This window comes from uncultured Methylobacterium sp. (assembly GCF_964242245.1).
Lineage (GTDB): Bacteria > Pseudomonadota > Alphaproteobacteria > Rhizobiales > Beijerinckiaceae > Methylobacterium.
This window is the reverse complement of record NZ_CAXTBY010000066.1, coordinates 1-17,783: the sequence shown is the minus strand read 5'-3', so window position 1 is coordinate 17,783 and position 17,783 is coordinate 1. Positions and strand designations below refer to the sequence as shown.

18 protein-coding genes and 1 pseudogene are annotated in these 17,783 nt (G+C 72.1%); 10 read left to right on the top strand and 9 right to left on the bottom strand.

Annotated elements, in window-relative coordinates:
• The first annotated feature begins 133 nt into the window (after positions 1 to 133).
• Entirely contained in the window at positions 134 to 487 is a 354-nt protein-coding gene (hspQ, locus tag ACFE8Y_RS14095; RefSeq protein ID WP_375465013.1) for a heat shock protein HspQ, read from the top strand.
• A gap of 48 nt (positions 488 to 535) precedes the next feature.
• On the opposite strand, the gene ACFE8Y_RS14090 is transcribed toward hspQ, so the two are convergent.
• Together ACFE8Y_RS14090 and ACFE8Y_RS14085 are read right to left on the bottom strand one after the other, a co-directional pair.
• Positions 536 to 1,150 carry a nicotinamidase gene (locus tag ACFE8Y_RS14090; protein ID WP_375465012.1) on the bottom strand — a complete coding sequence of 205 codons (615 nt, stop codon included), beginning with the start codon at positions 1,148 to 1,150 and terminating at the stop codon, positions 536 to 538.
• 82 nt (positions 1,151 to 1,232) lie between these two features.
• Positions 1,233 to 2,207 carry a quinone oxidoreductase gene (locus ACFE8Y_RS14085; protein WP_375465011.1) on the bottom strand — a complete coding sequence of 325 codons (975 nt, stop codon included), beginning with the start codon at positions 2,205 to 2,207 and terminating at the stop codon, positions 1,233 to 1,235.
• Positions 2,208 to 2,471: 264 nt separating this feature from the next.
• Between ACFE8Y_RS14085 and ACFE8Y_RS14080 the strand changes: the two genes are divergently transcribed.
• Positions 2,472 to 2,747, top strand: coding sequence for a hypothetical protein (locus ACFE8Y_RS14080; protein ID WP_375465010.1), 276 nt, complete (start codon positions 2,472 to 2,474; stop codon positions 2,745 to 2,747).
• Between the two features lie 45 nt (positions 2,748 to 2,792).
• Here ACFE8Y_RS14080 and ACFE8Y_RS14075 read toward each other — a convergent pair whose 3' ends face one another.
• Positions 2,793 to 3,599: a DUF502 domain-containing protein gene (locus ACFE8Y_RS14075; protein ID WP_375465009.1), complete on the bottom strand. Its 807-nt coding sequence runs from the start codon at positions 3,597 to 3,599 to the stop codon at positions 2,793 to 2,795.
• 651 nt (positions 3,600 to 4,250) lie between these two features.
• On the opposite strand from ACFE8Y_RS14075, the gene ACFE8Y_RS14070 reads away from it, so the two are divergent.
• From ACFE8Y_RS14070 to ACFE8Y_RS14045, 6 genes are all read left to right on the top strand, one after another.
• On the top strand, positions 4,251 to 4,958 hold the full coding sequence (locus ACFE8Y_RS14070) for a DUF1013 domain-containing protein (protein WP_375465008.1): 708 nt from the start codon (positions 4,251 to 4,253) through the stop codon (positions 4,956 to 4,958).
• A gap of 346 nt (positions 4,959 to 5,304) precedes the next feature.
• Positions 5,305 to 7,026, top strand: a complete 1,722-nt coding sequence (gene rpsA / locus ACFE8Y_RS14065; RefSeq protein WP_375465007.1) for a 30S ribosomal protein S1 — start codon at positions 5,305 to 5,307, stop codon at positions 7,024 to 7,026.
• Between the two features lie 369 nt (positions 7,027 to 7,395).
• Positions 7,396 to 8,379: a signal peptide peptidase SppA gene (gene sppA, locus ACFE8Y_RS14060; RefSeq protein WP_375465006.1), complete on the top strand. Its 984-nt coding sequence runs from the start codon at positions 7,396 to 7,398 to the stop codon at positions 8,377 to 8,379.
• Between the two features lie 55 nt (positions 8,380 to 8,434).
• A complete protein-coding gene (ihfB, locus tag ACFE8Y_RS14055; RefSeq protein ID WP_375465005.1) occupies positions 8,435 to 8,746 on the top strand; it encodes an integration host factor subunit beta in 312 nt (103 codons plus the stop codon).
• 133 nt (positions 8,747 to 8,879) lie between these two features.
• Positions 8,880 to 9,239 (top strand): lipopolysaccharide assembly protein LapA domain-containing protein, encoded by a 360-nt coding sequence (locus ACFE8Y_RS14050; protein ID WP_375465004.1) that lies wholly within the window; start codon positions 8,880 to 8,882, stop codon positions 9,237 to 9,239.
• Entirely contained in the window at positions 9,239 to 9,904 is a 666-nt protein-coding gene (locus tag ACFE8Y_RS14045; protein WP_375465003.1) for a phosphoribosylanthranilate isomerase, read from the top strand. Before ACFE8Y_RS14050 ends, ACFE8Y_RS14045 begins: the two co-directional genes overlap by 1 nt.
• Before the next feature lie 294 nt (positions 9,905 to 10,198).
• Here ACFE8Y_RS14045 and ACFE8Y_RS14040 read toward each other — a convergent pair whose 3' ends face one another.
• Both ACFE8Y_RS14040 and ACFE8Y_RS14035 read right to left on the bottom strand, forming a co-directional pair.
• Positions 10,199 to 10,906 carry a GNAT family N-acetyltransferase gene (locus ACFE8Y_RS14040; RefSeq protein WP_375465002.1) on the bottom strand — a complete coding sequence of 236 codons (708 nt, stop codon included), beginning with the start codon at positions 10,904 to 10,906 and terminating at the stop codon, positions 10,199 to 10,201.
• Positions 10,903 to 11,541: an FMN-binding negative transcriptional regulator gene (locus tag ACFE8Y_RS14035; protein ID WP_375465018.1), complete on the bottom strand. Its 639-nt coding sequence runs from the start codon at positions 11,539 to 11,541 to the stop codon at positions 10,903 to 10,905. The genes ACFE8Y_RS14040 and ACFE8Y_RS14035 overlap by 4 nt, the downstream gene beginning before the upstream one ends.
• Before the next feature lie 90 nt (positions 11,542 to 11,631).
• Here ACFE8Y_RS14035 and ACFE8Y_RS14030 point away from each other — a divergent pair, with 90 nt between their 5' ends.
• Positions 11,632 to 13,137 (top strand): PLP-dependent aminotransferase family protein, encoded by a 1,506-nt coding sequence (locus ACFE8Y_RS14030; RefSeq protein WP_375465001.1) that lies wholly within the window; start codon positions 11,632 to 11,634, stop codon positions 13,135 to 13,137.
• 227 nt (positions 13,138 to 13,364) lie between these two features.
• On the top strand, positions 13,365 to 13,934 hold the full coding sequence (locus tag ACFE8Y_RS14025) for a hypothetical protein (RefSeq protein WP_375465000.1): 570 nt from the start codon (positions 13,365 to 13,367) through the stop codon (positions 13,932 to 13,934).
• A 246-nt stretch (positions 13,935 to 14,180) separates the two neighbouring features.
• Here the strand turns inward: ACFE8Y_RS14025 and ACFE8Y_RS14020 are convergent, their stop codons facing one another.
• The 4 genes and pseudogenes from ACFE8Y_RS14020 to ACFE8Y_RS14005 form a co-directional block, all read right to left on the bottom strand.
• Positions 14,181 to 15,329 carry a hypothetical protein gene (locus ACFE8Y_RS14020; RefSeq protein ID WP_375464999.1) on the bottom strand — a complete coding sequence of 383 codons (1,149 nt, stop codon included), beginning with the start codon at positions 15,327 to 15,329 and terminating at the stop codon, positions 14,181 to 14,183.
• A 70-nt stretch (positions 15,330 to 15,399) separates the two neighbouring features.
• Positions 15,400 to 16,428 (bottom strand): ABC transporter ATP-binding protein, encoded by a 1,029-nt coding sequence (locus ACFE8Y_RS14015; protein WP_375464998.1) that lies wholly within the window; start codon positions 16,426 to 16,428, stop codon positions 15,400 to 15,402.
• Positions 16,425 to 17,492: an ABC transporter ATP-binding protein gene (locus tag ACFE8Y_RS14010; RefSeq protein WP_375464997.1), complete on the bottom strand. Its 1,068-nt coding sequence runs from the start codon at positions 17,490 to 17,492 to the stop codon at positions 16,425 to 16,427. Before ACFE8Y_RS14010 ends, ACFE8Y_RS14015 begins: the two co-directional genes overlap by 4 nt.
• A 184-nt stretch (positions 17,493 to 17,676) precedes the next feature.
• Positions 17,677 to 17,783 (bottom strand): annotated as a pseudogene (locus ACFE8Y_RS14005) (ABC transporter permease); the annotation flags it as partial.

Genomic DNA, 17,783 nt, shown 5'->3' with positions numbered 1-17,783 from the left:
TGGCCGCGGTGTACAAGCTGGATTGAGGGGGCGCCGTTCCCTCCCCCTTTGCGGGAGAGGGACAGTTGTCCGTTGGAACCCGGTGACACGGATGCGCTTCGCGCCTATCTGACCCGGCATGACGGATCAGCCCATGACCGACGCGCGCGCCACCGAATCGAGACTGCGCATCGCGAAATTCGGGATCGGTGCCGTGGTGCGCCACCGGATCTACCCGTTCCGCGGCATCGTCTTCGACGTGGACCCGGTGTTCGACAACACCGAGGCGTGGTGGCTGGCGATCCCCGAGGCGTCGCGCCCGCGCAAGGACCAGCCGTTCTACCACCTGCTCGCCGAGAACGCCGAGACGGAGTACGTCGCCTACGTCTCCGAGCAGAACCTCGTGCCCGACGAGTCGGGCGAGACGCTGCGCCACGCCGGCATCCCCGAGATGTTCGAGCGCGATCCCGGCGGCACCTACCGGATGCGCGACCGTTCGGCGAACTGATTGCGTCGGTTTCCGGCGCGACCGGTTCTCAGCGGACGCGGTCCACGATCACGAGAGCGTGATGCGGCCCACGCCCGCAGCTATCATCCGCTCCCAGGCCCGCGTCAGCGAGCCGTCCCGGTCGATCGCCCGCGTCGCGTCGGCGACCACCACGGCCTCGAACCCGGCGGCGCGGGCGTCGAGCGCGCTCCAGGCGACGCAGTAGTCGGTGGCGAGCCCGCACAGCGCCACCCGGACGACGCCGCGCTCGCGCAGGTAGCCGGCGAGCCCCGTCGGCGTTCCGTCGGCCTCGACGAAGGCGGAGTAGCTGTCGACCCCCGGGTTCGCGCCCTTGCGCAGGATGAGATCGGCGCCCGGCACGTCGAGGCCCGCGGCGAGGGCTGCGCCGCGCGTGCCCTGCACGCAGTGGTCCGGCCACAGCACCTGCTCGCCGTAGGCCATCCGCACCGTCTCGAACGGCGCCCGCCCCGGATGCGCGCTGGCGAAGGAGGCGTGGCCCGCCGGGTGCCAGTCCTGCGTCAGCACCGCGTGCCGGAACCGCTTCGCGAGGGCGTTGATCGGCCCGACGATCGCGTCGCCCTCCGGCACCGCGAGTGCGCCGCCGGGCAGGAAGTCCACCTGCACGTCGACGACGAGCAGGGCATCGGTCGGTTCGGCCCTCATGGCCGAACCTGGGATTCCGAAGGGCCGGCCCCTCGGCGGATGCGGGCGGAGCCCGGCATCCCGGGTTCCCGTGATCGCAGGATCACGGCACCATCACCGTCGATCCGGTGGTCTCGCGGCCCGCGAGGTCCCGGTGCACCTGCTGCGCCTCGCTGAGCCTGTAGGTCCGGTTCACCGGGATTTTCACCGCGCCGCTCCGCACCACCGAGAACAGGTTCCCCGCCATCTCGTCGAGGATCGGGCGCCGGCTCGCGTAGGTGAACAGCGTCGGGCGCGTCACGTAGAGCGAGCCCTTCGCGGCGAGCAACCCGAGATCGAGGCCCTGGATCGGACCCGAGGCCGAACCGAAGCTCGCGAGCAGACCCAGGGGTGAGAGCGAATCGAGGGAGCCCGTCAGGGTCTGCTGCCCGACGCCGTCGTAGACCACCGGCACGCCCTTGCCGCCGGTGATTTCGCGCACGCGCTTGGCCACATCCTCCTCGCGGTAGAGGATCACGTGGTCGCAGCCGTGGGCACGCGCCAGCTCCGCCTTCTCGGGCGAGCCCGCGGTGCCGATCACCGTGGCGCCGAGGTGCTTGGCCCACTGGCAGGCGATCAGGCCGACGCCGCCGGCCGCCGCATGCCACAGGATCGTGTCGCCGGGCTTCACCTTGTAGGTCCGGTGCAGCAGGTACTCGGCGGTCAGCCCCTTGAGCATCATGCCGGCCGCGGTGGCGTCGTCGATGCCGTCCGGCACGTGCACCGCGGCCGCGGCCGCGATCAGCGGCTCCTCGGCGTAGGCGCCCTCCCCCGACCCGGTCGCGACCCGGTCGCCGACGCGGAAGTCGCTCACGCCCTCGCCCACCGCCGTCACCGTGCCCGCAACCTCCTTGCCCGGCGTGAAGGGGAGCTGGGCCGCCTTGTAGGCACCGGTGCGGAAGTAGATGTCGATGAAGTTGACCCCGATCGCACGCGAACGGATTCGGATCTGGCCGGGGCCCGGCTCGGCCAGCGGCACGTCGACGTAGGCCATCACCTCGGGGCCGCCGTACTCCTGAACTCGGATCGCCTTCGGCATCGTCGCTTCCCCGTTGACCGCCGGAACCAAGACCTGCGGGATTGAGGTGCGAGATAAGGGATGGGGCGCGAGGCGCAATCCCGTTTCTTCTCCGGGGCGGCAGACCGGCCATCCCTGGGCGGGCCCGTCGCTTCGCGGCCCGGCATCGCCGCTGCGGCCCGGTGTGACGTCAGCGTGCCTTGCAGTCGCCACGATTCAATCTTAACTGAACCTGAACGAAAGGCTGATTCGTTCAGGCCGTCACGGGAAAGATGGAGGACAGCGATGCTGACCGGACCGTTCCAACGCCTGCCGGGATCCTGCGAGGGGTGGACCGTCACCGCCCACGATCCCTGGCTCCTGCCGATCTCCGATCGCGCCGCCGCGCCGGCCGCCGACGTGGCCCTCTCCGTCCGTCAGGCGGCGCGTCCGCTCTGGATCGCCGCCAACGGCCTGTGCCTCGCGCTGGCCCTCCTGCTCGCCGCCGCGACCTCCACGGGCTGGATGACCGGGCACGTCCCGGCCGCCAAGGCCACGGTCGTCACCGCCAGCGCCTCCTGATCCTTCCCGAGGCGCCCTCGCTCCGGATCGGCGGCGCCACGGACCCTATACCTCTTCCCGCAGCGGCGCGACGGTCGCCGCAGCACTCCCTTGCGTCGCGCGCAGGCTCGCCGCCATCGCCTGGAGGCGGGCCTGCGGATCCTCCGGCTGGATCACGCCGGCCGACATCACCAGCTTGGCCGCGTCGTCGACGCTCATGCCCACCTCGATGATGTCGGCGCGCGGCAGGTAGAAGAAGAACCCCGTGGTCGGGTTCGGCGCGCACGGCAGGAAGACCCCGACGTAGTCGTGGCCCTGCCCCTCCCCTCGCGGGAGCGCAGCCTGCACGTCGGGGGCTGCGGGTGCGGACAGGAACACCACCGACCACGTTCCCTTGACTGGAAACTCGACGAGCCCGACCGTGCGGAACGAGGTGCCGTTGGCCGAAAACAGCGTCTCGAAGATCTGCCGCAGCCCCTTGTAGAGACCGGAGATCACCGGCGTGCGGGCGAGCAGCACCTCGCCGAACTCGACGACGCTGCGGCCGACGAGGTTCGCCGTGAGGAAGCCGAGCAGCGTCACCGCGACGAAGGCGATGAGCATGCCGAGGCCGGGGATCGAGAACGGCAGGTAGTGGTCCGGCAGGTAGCTCGCCGGCACCAGCGGCTTCACGAAGCTGTCGATCAGCGTGATGATCCACCACGTGATGTAGGCGGTGATGGCCAGCGGCCCCGCCACGATGATGCCGGTGAGGAAGTAGGTGCGCAGGCGGCCGCGCGCGCTCACGCGGGGGCGGGGCCCGGGCGCGTCCGGCTCGGGCGGCGGCGACGCGGTCGGCGGTCTCACTGAAACCAGGGTGGCCCCCGAAGGCATGGCAGCGCGGGCGCGCGGCCCGCCCCTTGAGACCTACTCCCTCCCCTCGCCCGCCTCAAGGCCGCGGCCGGGCCGCACGCATCCTTCGGGAGCGTGACGTGCGCACGGAAGGCGGGTCCCGCAGCGGACCGACGCCCCAGCTCGGCGGTGCAGCCCGTAGGGGACGAGGCCGGTGACGGCGAGCAGCGGCGTCGCCAGCGCGGCAAGGCGAAATAGCAGGGCGAACGAGAGAGTAGATCATCCAGAGATCGTTCGGTTGAGCCCGAATTCTGATCGCGCTGAGGCTAAGTCCCAAGACCTACCCGCAATCGATCTTCGAACTGTCTCCCCGCGTCGGAACTGAATGATGTTCGCGCCGGCGTTCTCGCAAACCATGCGCGCACGCCTACCCCGCCACTTGGTTTCCGAACGGTGCAGTCCGTGCCGGACGGCCGGGCCGTCGCCGGAGGCGCACACCGATCGACTCGGCCTGGACGAACCGGACCGCCGCCGTCGGCATCAAACGGCCGATTGCCTAAGCCCCTCGCCCCCGCCTATAACCATCCATCCCCATTTTGAACGCGTGAGACGGGACTTCCGGATCGAGCCGTCCGGAGCCCGCGGACCGATGCCCGGTCCCGTCCGTCCACGCGAAGGTTGGAGCTGCGCGACATGACCCAGGGTCCGTTGATGCCCAAGGCGACCGCCGTCTGGCTGGTCGAGAACACTTCGCTGGCCTTCGAGCAGATCGCCGATTTCTGCAAGCTGCACCCGCTGGAGGTGAAGGGTATCGCCGACGGCGAGGTCGCCGCCGGGATCAAGGGGCTGGACCCGATCACCACGGGCCAGCTCACCCGCGACGAGATCGAGAAGGCGCAGGGAACCCCGAGCTACAAGCTCAAGGTCGCGGTCTCGAAGGTCAAGCTGCCGGAGGTCAAGCGCACCACCAAGGGGCCGCGCTATACGCCCCTCTCGCGCCGTCAGGATCGCCCGAACGCGATCCTCTGGCTCCTGCGCAACCACCCCGAGTTGAAGGACGCGCAGGTGATCCGGCTCGTGGGCACCACCAAGTCGACGATCCAGCAGATCCGCGAGCGCTCGCACTGGAACTCCGGCTCGCTCCAGCCGATGGACCCGGTGACGCTGGGACTCTGCACCCAGATCGACCTCGACTTCGAGGTGCAGCGCGCCGCCAAGGACCGTCCGGCCGCCGCGCCGACGGAGGCCGGCGCCTCCCTCCTGCCGACGGAGGTCTCGACCCGCGAGGAGCCGGCCGAGGAGGCCGACGCGCATCGCCACGGCGGCCGCGAGGAGCGGATCAATGCCGATTCCGTGTTCGCCAAGCTGAAGGGCGTCCGCCCCGCCGACGACGAGGATTGATCGTCCGCGCGCCGTCATCCTGCGTCGGCGCGGGCTCGCCTCGAAGGCGGACCCGCCGCGCGTGAGGCGTCCGGCCGCGCCGCGCGGCGGACCGCGCGCGTTGGTTGAACTTCAGGCCCCGTTGCTGTAGGAAGCCGGCGTCTTTCCGGGCCGATCGCACGCGCGTGGGTTTTCAGCGCGCCTCGGCTCCGGACCGACCGCCCTCGGACACCGTACGAACGCGTCGGCAAGCCGGTCCCTCGGGACCGGTCGCTCCTCTCATCCGGAGCGGCAGCGGCAACGGGGGCGTCCGCAACGCGAGCCGCCGACGTGAGGGCCTCCCGCGGGAGCCCGTTCAGGAGACAGAATGACTGCTGGTACCGCTCTGCAGCGTGACGCCTACCGCGACGACTTCGCGGCGCTGCTCGAGGAATCGTTCCTCCAACACGAGATCACCGAGGGCTCCGTCGTCAAGGGTCGCGTCGTCGCGATCGAGAAGGACGTGGCCGTCATCGACATCGGCGCCAAGACGGAAGGGCGCGTCGCCCTCAAGGAATTCAACGGCCCCGGCCGCGAGGGCGACCTCGTCGTCGGCGACGAGGTCGAGGTCTACGTCGACCGCATCGAGAACGCGCTCGGCGAGGCCGTCATCTCGCGCGACAAGGCGCGGCGCGAGGAGAGCTGGGTCAAGCTCGAGAAGTCGTTCGAGAACAACGACCGCGTCACCGGCACGATCTTCAACCAGGTCAAGGGCGGCTACACCGTCGACCTCGACGGCGCCGTGGCCTTCCTGCCGCGCTCCCAGGTCGACATCCGCCCGGTGCGCGACGTGACGCCGCTGCTTGGCACGCCGCAGCCCTTCCAGATCCTCAAGATGGACCGCCGCCGCGGCAACATCGTCGTCTCGCGCCGCACCGTGCTCGAAGAGAGCCGCGCCGAGCAGCGCTCGGAGTTGGTGGCCAACCTCGAAGAGGGTCAGGTCATCGACGGCGTCGTCAAGAACATCACCGAGTACGGCGCCTTCGTCGACCTCGGCGGCATCGACGGCCTGCTCCACGTCACCGACATGGCGTGGCGCCGCGTGAATCACCCGTCCGAGGTCGTGACCATCGGCCAGACGGTCAAGGTCAAGATCATCAAGATCAACCACGAGACCCACCGCATTTCGCTCGGCATCAAGCAGTTGCTCGCCGATCCGTGGGAGGGCATCGCCCAGCGCTATCCGGTCGAGGCCAAGCTCAAGGGCCGGGTCACCAACATCACCGATTACGGCGCCTTCGTGGAGCTGGAGCCGGGGATCGAGGGACTGATCCACGTCTCCGAGATGAGCTGGACCAAGAAGAACGTCCACCCCGGCAAGATCGTCTCCACCTCGCAGGAGGTGGAAGTGCAGATCCTCGAGGTCGATCCGGTCAAGCGCCGCATCTCGCTGGGCCTCAAGCAGACCCTGCAGAACCCGTGGGAGGGCTTCTCCGAGAAGCACCCGGTCGGTTCCGAGGTCGAGGGCGAGGTCAAGAACAAGACCGAGTTCGGCCTGTTCATCGGGCTGGAAGGCGACGTCGACGGCATGGTCCACCTGTCGGACCTCGACTGGAACCGTCCCGGCGAGCAGGTGATCGAGGAGTTCAAGAAGGGCGATATGGTCAAGGCGCAGGTTCTCGACGTCGATGTCGAGAAGGAGCGCATCTCGCTCGGCATCAAGCAGATCGGCGGCGACCCCTTCGCGGAGGCCGGCGACGTCAAGAAGGGTCAGGTCGTGACCTGCGAGGTGACCGAGGTCAAGGATTCGGGCATCGAGGTCAAAATCGTCGACACCGACATGTCGAGCTTCATCCGCCGCGCCGAGCTCGCCCGCGACCGCGGCGACCAGCGCCCCGAGCGCTTCGCCGCCGGCGAAAAGTTCGACGCCCGCGTGATCCAGTTCGACCGCAAGGCCCGGCGTGTCCAGCTCTCGATCAAGGCGCTGGAAGTCGCCGAGGAGAAGGAGGCGATGGCCCAGTTCGGCTCGGCCGATTCCGGTGCCTCCCTCGGCGACATCCTCGGGGCGGCCTTCAAGAAGGCCCGCACCAGCGACGACGACGAGAAGTAGTCTTCCGGAGGCGGCCCCTGCTCAGTTCGCCTGAACGGGAGCGGACCGGAAGTCGCGAGGAAGAAGCCCGCGCGGGACGGATCGTCCCGCGCGGGCTTTCGTTTTGCCGGTGCAACCTTAAGGGTGGGCGCTTTCGTCGGGGCCGCCCCTTGCCGGTCCGCCTCCGGCGGCGCTAGAACACCGCTCGCGGGCAACCGCCCGGCGCCCACGAGTTCAAGCCTGCCAAGGACTTGCTCCGTACCGAAGACGTGGTGCGGAACGGTCCTGCGGCATGCCGGCCTCGTGCGCCCCGGCCCCGGACCGAGGGTCCCGGGGCCGGCGAAGAGTGACCGGCGCGCAAGGCCGGAGCGCGAGGGAGCAGACGATCGCATGGCCGCTGACGCCGAACTCCTGATCGATCGGCGGCGCCTGCGCCGCAAGCTGTCCCTGTGGCGCGTCCTCGGCATCGGCGGCCTCGTCGTCGCCGTGGCTGCCGTGGGCCTGCGCGTCCGGGCGGGCACCGACGGCGGCCTGTTCGCCGCCGCTCAGCCGCAGATCGCCCGCATCTCGGTCTCCGGCTTCATCAGCGGCAGCGAGGCGACCGCGCGGCTGATGCGGCGCGTGGCTGAATCCGCGGCCGTGCGGGGCGTCGTCGTCTCGATCAACTCGCCCGGGGGCACCACCACCGGCTCGGAGGAGCTGTTCCGCAACCTGCGCGCGCTTGCCGAGAAGAAGCCGATCGTCGCCTTCGTCGACGGCACGGCGGCGTCGGGCGCCTACATCACCGCGATCGCCGCCGACCACATCGTCGCGCGCGAGACCGCCCTCGTCGGCTCGATCGGGGTGCTGTTCCAGTACCCGGACGTCTCGGGCCTGCTCGACAAGGTCGGCGTGAAGGTCGAGTCGGTCAAATCCTCGCCGCTGAAGGCCGAGCCGTCGGGCTTCACCCCCACCTCGCCGGAGGCGCGCGCGGCGCTGGCGGCGGTCGTCGGCGACACCTATTCCTGGTTCAAGTCCCTGGTCGCCGAGCGGCGCGGGATGGATGCCGGGCAGATCGGCACGGTCTCGGACGGCCGGGTGTTCAGCGGCCGCCAGAGCGTGCCCCTGAAGCTCGTGGACGAACTCGGCAGCGAGCGGCAGGCGGTCGCGTGGCTCGAGACCGCGCGCAAGGTGCCCAAGGACCTTCCGGTGAAGGACTGGAAGCCCGCGGGCGACCGCGGCCTCGGCCTGTTCTCGGCGCTGGGGCTCGGCGCGGACCTGCTCGGGCTCGAAGGCCTGTCCGCCCAGCTCGCCGAGATCGGCGGGCAGGCGCAGGCCGCCGCGCGCGGCGGCCTGCTCGTCCTCTGGCGCCCGAGCCCCGCCGACGCGCCCTGATCCGCGCAGAAGTCCAAACGCGTCGCGCATCGGAATTTCGAGAAGATCCAGGTCCATGATCAAGTCGGAGCTCGTCCTCAAGATCGCCGAGCAGAACCCGCACCTCTACCAGCGGGACGTGGAGACGCTGGTCAACGCCATCCTCGACACCATCGCCGACGCGCTGGCGCGGGGCGACCGGGTGGAACTGCGCGGCTTCGGCGCCTTCTCGGTCAAGCGCCGCGATGCGCGGCGCGGGCGCAACCCGCGCACGGGCGCCGCCGTTGCCGTCTCGGAGAAAGCCATCCCCGTGTTCAAGACCGGCAAGGAGATGCGCCTGCGCCTCAACGCGGCCGGGATCGGCGAGAGCCGGTCCGCGGCCGAGTAGGTCGAGACGTCCTGCGGGGAGGGCCGTCCCTCTTCCGCGGGGCGACAAGAATGCCTGCCGCTGCGCCTGCGGCGGATCGCGGGTCGCCCCCGGGCCGTCCGCAACACGGAACGAACGTGCTTCGGAGAGATCGATGATCCGCTTCCTCAAGGGTCTGGTGCTGCTGCCGGTCACGATCGCCGTGATCCTGCTGGCGGTTGCCAACCGCGATCCCGTGCGCCTGTCCCTCGATCCGTTCTCGCCCGAGACGCCGGTCTTCAGCCTGACGCTGCCCCTCTACGCCATCCTGTTCGGTGCCGTGGCGCTGGGCATCGTCGTCGGCGGCATCTTCGCGTGGCTCGGGCAGGGCCGGGCCCGGCGGCAGGTGCGCCACCGCGGCCGCGAGATCCGCCGCCTGGAGGGCGAGACCGCCCGGCTGAAGGCCTACGCTCCGCCCGAGCCGGGCACGCCGGGGGCGATGCCGAACCGCACGGCGCTCCCCGTCCCCCGCTGATGTCTCCCGGGGGTTGGTTGCCGATCCTGTCGACGCGGGTCAAGATCTGCGGCTTGAGCACGCCGGAAACCATGGCGGTCGCGCTGGAGGCCGGCGCCGACTGGGTGGGCCTCGTTCGGTTTCCCAGGAGCCCGCGCCACGTCGATCTCGGCACCGCCCGCGCGCTCTCGCAGCAGGCGCGCGGCCGGGCGGAGCGGGTGGTTCTGCTGGTCGATCCGGACGATGCGGAGGTCGCCGCGGCGATCGAGGCGATCGACCCGGACCTGATCCAGTTGCACGGCGCCGAGGCTCCTGCGCGCGTCGCCGCGATCCGTGCGGCCACGGGCCGCCCGGTGATGAAGGCGCTCGGCATCGCAGGCCCGGTCGACCTTCGCCGGATCGCGGCCTATTCCGGAATCGCCGACCGCCTGCTGCTCGACGCCAAGCCGCCCCCCGGTGCCGATCTCCCGGGCGGCAACGGCCGCGCCTTCGATTGGGACCTGCTCGCCGGTGCCGACCTGCCCGCCGGCTGGATGCTGTCCGGCGGCCTCGACGCGGACGGCGTCGGCCTCGCGCTCGCTCGCACGGGTGCCGAGGCCGTCGACGTCTCGTCGGGGGTCGAATCCGCGCCGGGGGTGAAGGACCCGGCGCGCATCGCCGCCTTCGTCGCGGCGGCGCGGGGGTAAGGATGACATCTGCTTGGCACCGGGTGTTGCCGCGTCACGTCCTGTCCCGTTTGGGCGCAGATGCGCACCCCAACTGCTCTGGTGCCGGAGAGGAATCGCATGAAGCGCGACGCGGGCTCCCTCCCCGCTAAGGGTGTGGGGACCCGCGGTTCCTCCGGCCGCCGACCGCATCCGACTTGCGTGGGTCCACAAGCCCGAGTGTTGAGAGGGAACACGCGCCCGACGCGGACGGCTTCGGGGACATCGAGGCCGTCGGGCTGCGCCCCATCCGATCGCGCAAGCGTCCGGCGGGCGTCACGCCTCGCGGAAGTCCGCAAGTGGCCGCCGCTGCCGCCCGTCCGCGGAGAAGTTGTCCGGGTCGAGCCAACCCGCGAACGCCGCCCGCACCCGCGGCCACTCGGCGTCGGTCACCGAGAACCACGCGGTGTCGCGCGAGCGGCCCTTGGTCACGACGGCGTTGCGGAAGATGCCCTCGAAGGTGAAACCGTAGCGGAGCGCCGCGGCCCGCGAGGGCGCGTTGAGGCTGTCGCACTTCCACTCGTAGCGGCGGTAGCCGAGGTCGAAGGCGCGGGCCATCATCAGGGCCATCGCCTCGGTGGCGGCCGGCCGCTGCGCCAGCGCCGGGCCGAAATGCAGGTGGCCGACCTCGATCACGCCGTTGGCGGGATCGAGGCGCAGGTACGACGCAAGGCCCACCGCGCGCCCGCTCCCACCATCGACGATCGCGTGGAACAGCGGGTCGGCGCCCGCCTGCATCCGCTCCAACTCGGCCCGGTAGGCCGCCTCGCTCTCCGGCGGGATGCCGGGCAGGTAGGTCCAGCTTCGCCGGTCGGGTTCTGCCGTGAACGTCGCGAACAGGTCGGCGGCGTGGCGGGCCGCGTCGAGGGGCTCGACCCGGCAGGTCCGCCCCTGCATCGGTGCGCGTGGCGGCAACGGACGCGGGCTCCAGTCCGGCACGGCCGGGCCGACCGGCTGATCGAAGTCGTTGCGTCTCGGGTTCATCGGTCGATGCTCCGCGCGTGCACGAGCGCCGCCATCGCGTCGTCGGCGCCGCCCAAGTCCCGCAACCCGGCGATCACGCCGGCGCGGTCGGCTTCCGGCCGGTTCTGGCTGACCTTCCACTTGCCGGCGCTCCGCCCGACCGGGATCTCGAGCCCGACGATGCCCTTCACCTGCGCGGCCGTGAACGGTTCGGGCGCATCCGCGACCGCCCACGGCTCGGCCCGCGCGGCCTCGCGCAGGTCCGTCAGGTCGGCGATCTGACGGCGCAGCCAAGCCGAATCCGCGATCACCCGCGGGCGGCCCCAGGCATGGACGGTGACGTAGTTCCAGGTCGGCACCACCTTGCCGGTCTCGCGCTTGGTCGCGTACCACGAAGGGGTGACGTAGGCCTGCGGCCCCTGGAACACCACGAGGCAGTCCTCGACGGCCTCCAGCTCCCGCCATTGCGGGTTGGCGCGGGCCAGGTGCGCGCGCAGCGTTCCCCGCTCCGACGCTTCGGGATCGATCAGGAACGGAATCGGGTTCGCCATCAGGCCGCCCGGCCCCGCCGTGATCAGCAGCCCGAGGGGATGGGTGCGGATCAGGGCGTGCTGCGCCCCGAGGTCGTCCTCCCTGAAGTGCGGCGGCTGGTACATGGCGGCGTCCTCGGCTGGTGTCGCGCCGGGCTTGACGGATAGGCGGCTCATACGAAAGATCCAATTCTCGACAGGCAATTGGACCACTTCGTGCCGAAGCCGCGAACCGACGGCGCGCTGCCCCTGGTGCTCGCCCTCGATCCCGACGCGCGACTCCCCCTGCACGCGCGGATCGGCGATGCCTTGCGTGCCGCGATCCTGGCGCGGCGGATCGCGCGCGGGGCGCGGTTGCCCGCCTCGCGGGTGCTCGCCGAGGATCTCGGCTGCGCCCGCGGCACCGTGCTCGCCGCCCTGGAGCAGCTCGCCGCGGAGGGCTACCTGACGGCGCAGGCAGGCTCCGGCACCCGCGTGGCGGCCACCCTGCCCGACGACGTGTTCGCGCCCCCGGGCCTGCCGAGCGCTGACCCCATCCCGGCTCCGTCGGTGCTGTCGCGGCGAGGCATGGCCCTGACGGCGCCGCCGCGGCGCGTCGACCGCGCGGCCCCGACCGACCCCGACGCCTTCGCCCTGGGCCGGCCCGCGCTCGACGGCTTCCCGTTCGCGGTCTTCGCCCGCCTGCTCCAGGCCGAGTGGCGCCACGGAGCGCCGCCGTCGCATCCGCTGGGCGACCCGCGCCTGCGCCGCGCCACCGCCGCCTACCTCTCGGCCACCCGCGGCGTGGCTTGCGAGGCCGACGACGTGATCGTGACGGCCGGCATCCGCCAGAGCCTGCGCCTGATGGCGCAGCTCCTCCTCGATCCGGGCGAGGCGGCGCTCGTCGAGGACCCGGGGTTCCCCGGCATCGCGCTGGCGCTGGCCGAGGCCGGGATCAGGCCCGTGCCGGTGCCGGTCGGGCCCGGCGGCCTCGCGGTCGGGCGGGCGCTCGCCCGCGTCCCCGACGCGCGGCTCGCGGTGGTAACGCCGGCCCACCACTATCCCCTGGGCCATGCCATGAGCCTGGAAAACCGGCTGGCGCTGCTGGCCTGGGCGGAGGGCACCGGCGCCTGGATCGTCGAGGACGATTACGGCGGCGAGTACCGCTACGCCGGCCGGCCGCTCGCGCCCCTCCGGGCCCTCGACCGCGGCGGCCGGGTGATCTACGCCGGCAGCTTCTCCAAGGTGCTTTTGCCGGCCCTGCAACTGAGCTACCTCGTGCTGCCGCGCGGGCTCGCCGGTGCGGTGCGTCGCGCCCTCGTCGCGGCGGGGCCGGCATCCTCCGGCCTCGGCCAGGGGGCGCTCGCCCGCTTCATCGACGAGGGCCATCTCGGCCGCCGCCTGCGCCGGACGCGGACGCTCTACGCCGAGCGGCAGGCCGCCCTCGTCGCGGCCGCCCGCGCCCACGCCGCCGGCCTGCTGGAGGTGGAGGCCCAGGAGGGCGGGATGCACCTCGTCGCCCGCCCCGGCCCCGCCTGGCCCGCCGGCCTCGACGACGTCGCCGCCGCCCGCGCCTGCGCCGAGGCCGGCATCGCGACGGTGGCGCTCTCGGCCTATCACGCCGATCCCGGAGCGGCCGCGCCGGGACTGCTGCTCGGCTACGCCGCCGTCCCCGAGCGGGCCATCGCGCCGGCCGTGCTGCGCATGGCGGAGGTTCTGCGGGCGGCGTCCGCCCGGACGTGACGCGTCGCCGCCCGGCACCGATCCACTCGGCGGGCGATGATTGTTTTCGATCCGACCTCGCCGATCGCTTCGACAATCAAAGACACTATCATCATGCGTTCGTGCGCATGAAAACTGCATCGCGTGCGCCGTCACACCGCGTCCGGCCGGGTCCGGGATCAAGCAAATCTTGGCCGGACGGGAGGTTCCCGTCGTCGACCCCTCGCGCTTTGAAAAGGAACACGACCATGACGATCAAACCCGTCCTCGCAGCCCTGTCGCTGTGGGCGCTCGCCACGCCGGTGCTCGCGCAGGGCACCGCGGCCCAGCGCGCCGCATGCTCCCCCGACGCCTTTCGCCTGTGCGCGTCCCACATCCCCGATGTCGGCGCGATCACCGCCTGCCTGCGCGCCGAGCGGTCACGCCTCAGCCCCGCCTGCCGCACGGCGATGGACGAGGCTTCGCCGGCGGTGCGGCAGGCCGAGGCCCGCCCAGCCGCGCCGCGGACCATCGTCGAGCGGGCGCCGGCCCGGCCGGCCGCGCGGCTGGCGGCACGCCGGGACGAGCGTCCGACCGTCCGTCGGGCGGCCGCCGCACCCGCGGCCCGCGTCTCCGTCCGGCAAGTCGGCCGCGTGCGCGTCGTGACCCGGACCGTCGTGGTCTACCGCGACCGCCCGCGCCACGCGGCCCGCCGCCGCAACGGATACGGCAGCGGCTCGCAGATGGCCCAGGCGGCCTACTGGATGCAGCGCATCGGCGGCATGAGCGAACGCTTCGGCGGCCCCTCGATCGCCGGCATGATGGGGATGCTGCAGTAGCGGTGTTCCGGGCGCCGGGGTGCGGCTCGCGCCCCGGCGGATCTTTGCGCACTCGCCCGTCATACGATCGCAGTGAGGAATCCGGAGGATGCGCGGGTTCCTTCTCCCAGAGGGAGAAGGACAGGATGAGGGGCGTGACCGCTCCGGATGACGCACGCCCCTCACCCCAGCCCTCTCCCCCTGGGAGAGGGAGCCGCTCGGCGCTGCTTGCCGGCCTTTCTCGCCGAACCCGACTCGCCCTTCCCTTCACCCGAGCCCGCCCAGGCGTTCGAGGAAGCGGTCCTTGCGCGCGTGCCGGGCGCGGATGTCGGCCAGACGCTGCGAAAAGTCCGCCAGCGTGCCGCCCTCCTCCGCGATCACCCGCAGGTCCGCGAGGAGCGCCGCCGCGCGGTCGTAGCCGGAGGCGTTGCGGCGCCCGGCCTCGCTCTCCACCGCGCGCCACGCGCCCTCCCCCCGGCGCCGGGTCGCGTCGATCCGGACGCGGCGCGCGGTCTCCGCGGCCTGCGCCTGCCGCCGCCCCTCGGCCTCGGCGCGCTCGGCCTCCCGGCGCTGCCGGGCGAGGCGCTGCGCCTGCGCGCGGCTGAGCAGGTCGCCGGCCGTGCGCGGCGCGGCGGGCGCCTCGGCCGGGCCGGCGGCGGCCAGCACCCGCGCCCGCACTTCGGCCGCCGCGTGCGGATCGCCCGCGGACACCCGCACCAGCATCGCGATCCGGTCGCGCTCGGGCATCGCCGCGATCACCGCCCGCGCGGCCTCCGCTGAGGGCGGATCGCCCGGTGCGGCCCCGGTCCGCTCGGCGGCCGCCGCGACGAGGTCGGAATCGAGGCGCAGGAACGCGGCCAACGCCGCGAGCGGGCCGTTGAGCGGCCCGAGGCCCGGCAGCGGCTCCGGCGTATCGGGCGGCAGGGTGCCGGCCTCGACTGCGATCAGCCACAGGAGGTAGAACAGCCGCAGGTCGCCCGCGAGCACGTCGGCCCGCAGGGGCACGAGGGTTCCGAGGGTGTCGTCGCCGCCCTCGTCGTCCGCCTCGGTCCAGCCCCCGAACGCGTCGTCCTCCGCCTCACGGACGATGTCGAGGATCAGGTCGTCGCCCGAGACGGTGAGCGTGGCGTCCTCGACCGGCCGCAGCATCGCGTCGAGGCGGCGCTTGTCCACGAGCCGCCGAGGCAGGCGCAGCATCAGGCGCCGCGTGCCCCAGTTCGCGGCGTACAGGTGCAGGTCGAACCACGTCCGCACCAGCTTGGCCGGATCGCCCTTGAAGTTCCCCCACTCGTAGTGGTTCGTGAAGCGCGTTGCGGTGATCCGGGCCCGGGTCGACAGCGCCCGCAGCGCCTGCCGATCCGCCTCGCCCAGCGGCCGGTCGACCGCGAGGAAGTCGTAGTACTGGTATTCGCTCAACGCGGCCGCCCTCCCCTCGGAAGAGAGTCTATCGGCGTGCGCGTGCGGCCGTCCATCCGGCGCGACCGCCTCAGGCCGGCACGGCCTCCCGCGCCGGCCGGGCCGGCTGCGGCCCGGCGCGGAACGCGGCCGAGGCTTCGTCCGTGCGCCAGCAGGCGGCCAGATGCCCGTCGCCGACGGCGACCGAGGGCGGGGTCTCGCGACACCTGTCCTCGGCGAGGAAGCAGCGGGGGGCGAAGGGGCAGCCCGGCGGGCGGTTGGCGAGGTCCGGTGGGCTCCCCGGGATGGTCTGGAGGCGCGCACCCTTGGCCAGCGCCCCCTCCGCCCGGCTGCGCAGCAGGCCGATCGTGTAGGGGTGGTGGGGATCGAGCACCACCTGATGCGCCGTGCCGGTCTCGACGATGCGGCCGGCATACATCACCGAGATCCGGTCGGCGACCTCGACCGCGGCGCCGAGGTCGTGCGTCACGAGGATGATCGACAGCCCGAGGTCGCGCTGCAACTCGCGCAGCAGCAGGAGAATCTGGATCTGCACCGTGGCGTCCAGCGCCGTGGTCGGCTCGTCGGCCAAGAGCACCTGCGGTCGGCAGGCCAAGGCGAGCGCGATCATCGCCCGCTGGCGCATGCCGCCGGACATCTCGTGCGGGTAGGCGTCGAGGCGCCGTTCCGGGCTCGGGATGCGCACGCGCTCGAACAGCTCCAGCGCGCGCTGCCGCGCGCCGGCCGCGTCGATCTTCTCGTGCCGCCGCACGGCCTCGGTGATCTGCCGGCCGACGGTGTAGACCGGGTCGAAGGCGAGCAGCGGCTCCTGGAAGATCATCGCGGCGATGTGGCCGCGGAAATCGGCCAGCTCGCGCCGGGACAGCGCCAGCACGTCGCGCCCCGCCACCGCGATCCCGCCCCGCGTCCGGCTGCGGCCTTCCGGAAAGAGGCGCAGGATCGCGCGCAGGGTCACGCTCTTGCCCGAGCCCGATTCGCCGATCAGCGCCATCGCCTGACCGCGCTCCAGGCGCAGGTCGACGCCGTCGACCACCTCGACCTTGCCGAAGCCGACCTTGAGGTCGCGGAGCTCGACCGCCGGTGCGGTGCCCGCGCTCATGCCGCCGCCTGCCGGGCCGCGGCAAGGGAATGGCCGGAGCCGGGCTGGCGGGCGAGGCACGCGGCCTGATGCAGCGGCGCCACGAGATCGAGCGGCGGCGTCACCTGCGAGCAGACCGGCTCGGCCAAGCGGCAGCGGGGATGGAAGCGGCAGCCGTCGGGCGGGTCGATCGGGTTTGGCGGGTCGCCGGTGAGCAGCGCGGCCTCCGTGCGGTTGTCGGGATCGAGGGAGGGCATCGAGGCGAGCAGCGCCTGGGTGTAGGGGTGGGCGGGTTCCGCCAGCACCGTGTCCGAGGGGCCGAGCTCCGAGACGCGGCCGAGATACATCACCATCACCCGGTCGCAGATGAAGCGCACCACGTTGAGGTCGTGGCTGATGAACAGGTAGGTCAGCCCGAACTCGGCCTTGAGGTCGAGGAGCAGGTTGAGCACCTGCGCCTCCACCGACTTGTCGAGCGCCGAGACCGCCTCGTCCAGCAGGATCAGGCGCGGTTCCAGCGCCAGCGCGCGGGCGATGTTGACCCGCTGGCGCTGGCCGCCCGACAGCTCGTGCGGGTAGCGGCCCGCGAAGCGCTTCGGCTCCAGGCCGACGCGGGCAAGCAGGCTGCGCGCCCGCTCCACCGCCGCGCGGCTCCCGATCCCGTTGACCTTCGGCCCGAAGCTGATCGAGGCCTCCACCGTCATGCGCGGGTTGAGGGAGGCGTAAGAGTCCTGGAACACCATCTGCACTTGGCGCCGGTAGGCGCGCCACGGCAGGGCGCGCGAGCCGACCGGCTCGCCGTCGAACAGCATCTCGCCGTGGTCGCGCGTGATCAGCCCCATCAGGAGCTTGGCCGTCGTCGACTTGCCGCAGCCGGATTCGCCGACGATGCCGAGCGTCTCGCCCTTCATCGCCGTGAAGTCGACGCCGTCGACGGCGCGCACGACGGACTTCTTGGCCCCGACGCCCTTGCGCACGGGGAAGTGCTTGACGAGGCCCGACACCGACAGGAGCGGCTGGCCCGGCCCGCCGCGGTCGCGCATCCGCGGGGCGTTGGCGTCGGCCGGCTGGACGATGAGACTCATGCCCGTGGCCTTTGCTGCCGTGAAGGCGTTCCGCCGGATGCGGTCCGTTGCTCCCTCTCCCCGAGGGAGAGGGTTGGGGTGAGGGGCGTGACCTCTCCGGAGAAGCTACGCCCCTCATCCTGTCCTTCTCCCCCTGGGAGAAGGGACCCGCGCTCGATCCAGCCTCCGCCCGTGCACCGCCTGGTCACTGGCGGATCTCCATGGCGCTCCGCAGGCCGTCCGAGAACAGGTTGAAGGAGATCGAGACGATGAAGATCGCGAGCCCCGGCAGCGCCGCGACCGCCGGGTTGA

Excerpts from the sequence above, each read along its gene's own strand:
- sppA (WP_375465006.1), top strand. The coding sequence starts at position 7,396 with ATGGCCGCTGACGCCGAACTCCTGATCGATCGGCGGCGCCTGCGCCGC.
- rpsA (WP_375465007.1), top strand. The coding sequence starts at position 5,305 with ATGACTGCTGGTACCGCTCTGCAGCGTGACGCCTACCGCGACGACTTC.
- hspQ (WP_375465013.1), top strand. The coding sequence starts at position 134 with ATGACCGACGCGCGCGCCACCGAATCGAGACTGCGCATCGCGAAATTC.
- ihfB (WP_375465005.1), top strand. The coding sequence starts at position 8,435 with ATGATCAAGTCGGAGCTCGTCCTCAAGATCGCCGAGCAGAACCCGCAC.
- ACFE8Y_RS14035 (WP_375465018.1), bottom strand. The coding sequence starts at position 11,541 with ATGTACCAGCCGCCGCACTTCAGGGAGGACGACCTCGGGGCGCAGCAC.
- ACFE8Y_RS14045 (WP_375465003.1), top strand. The coding sequence starts at position 9,239 with ATGTCTCCCGGGGGTTGGTTGCCGATCCTGTCGACGCGGGTCAAGATC.
- ACFE8Y_RS14015 (WP_375464998.1), bottom strand. The coding sequence starts at position 16,428 with ATGAGCGCGGGCACCGCACCGGCGGTCGAGCTCCGCGACCTCAAGGTC.
- ACFE8Y_RS14025 (WP_375465000.1), top strand. The coding sequence starts at position 13,365 with ATGACGATCAAACCCGTCCTCGCAGCCCTGTCGCTGTGGGCGCTCGCC.
- ACFE8Y_RS14080 (WP_375465010.1), top strand. The coding sequence starts at position 2,472 with ATGCTGACCGGACCGTTCCAACGCCTGCCGGGATCCTGCGAGGGGTGG.
- ACFE8Y_RS14010 (WP_375464997.1), bottom strand. The coding sequence starts at position 17,492 with ATGAGTCTCATCGTCCAGCCGGCCGACGCCAACGCCCCGCGGATGCGC.
- ACFE8Y_RS14040 (WP_375465002.1), bottom strand. The coding sequence starts at position 10,906 with ATGAACCCGAGACGCAACGACTTCGATCAGCCGGTCGGCCCGGCCGTG.
- ACFE8Y_RS14050 (WP_375465004.1), top strand. The coding sequence starts at position 8,880 with ATGATCCGCTTCCTCAAGGGTCTGGTGCTGCTGCCGGTCACGATCGCC.
- ACFE8Y_RS14075 (WP_375465009.1), bottom strand. The coding sequence starts at position 3,599 with ATGCCTTCGGGGGCCACCCTGGTTTCAGTGAGACCGCCGACCGCGTCG.
- ACFE8Y_RS14085 (WP_375465011.1), bottom strand. The coding sequence starts at position 2,207 with ATGCCGAAGGCGATCCGAGTTCAGGAGTACGGCGGCCCCGAGGTGATG.
- ACFE8Y_RS14070 (WP_375465008.1), top strand. The coding sequence starts at position 4,251 with ATGACCCAGGGTCCGTTGATGCCCAAGGCGACCGCCGTCTGGCTGGTC.
- ACFE8Y_RS14090 (WP_375465012.1), bottom strand. The coding sequence starts at position 1,150 with ATGAGGGCCGAACCGACCGATGCCCTGCTCGTCGTCGACGTGCAGGTG.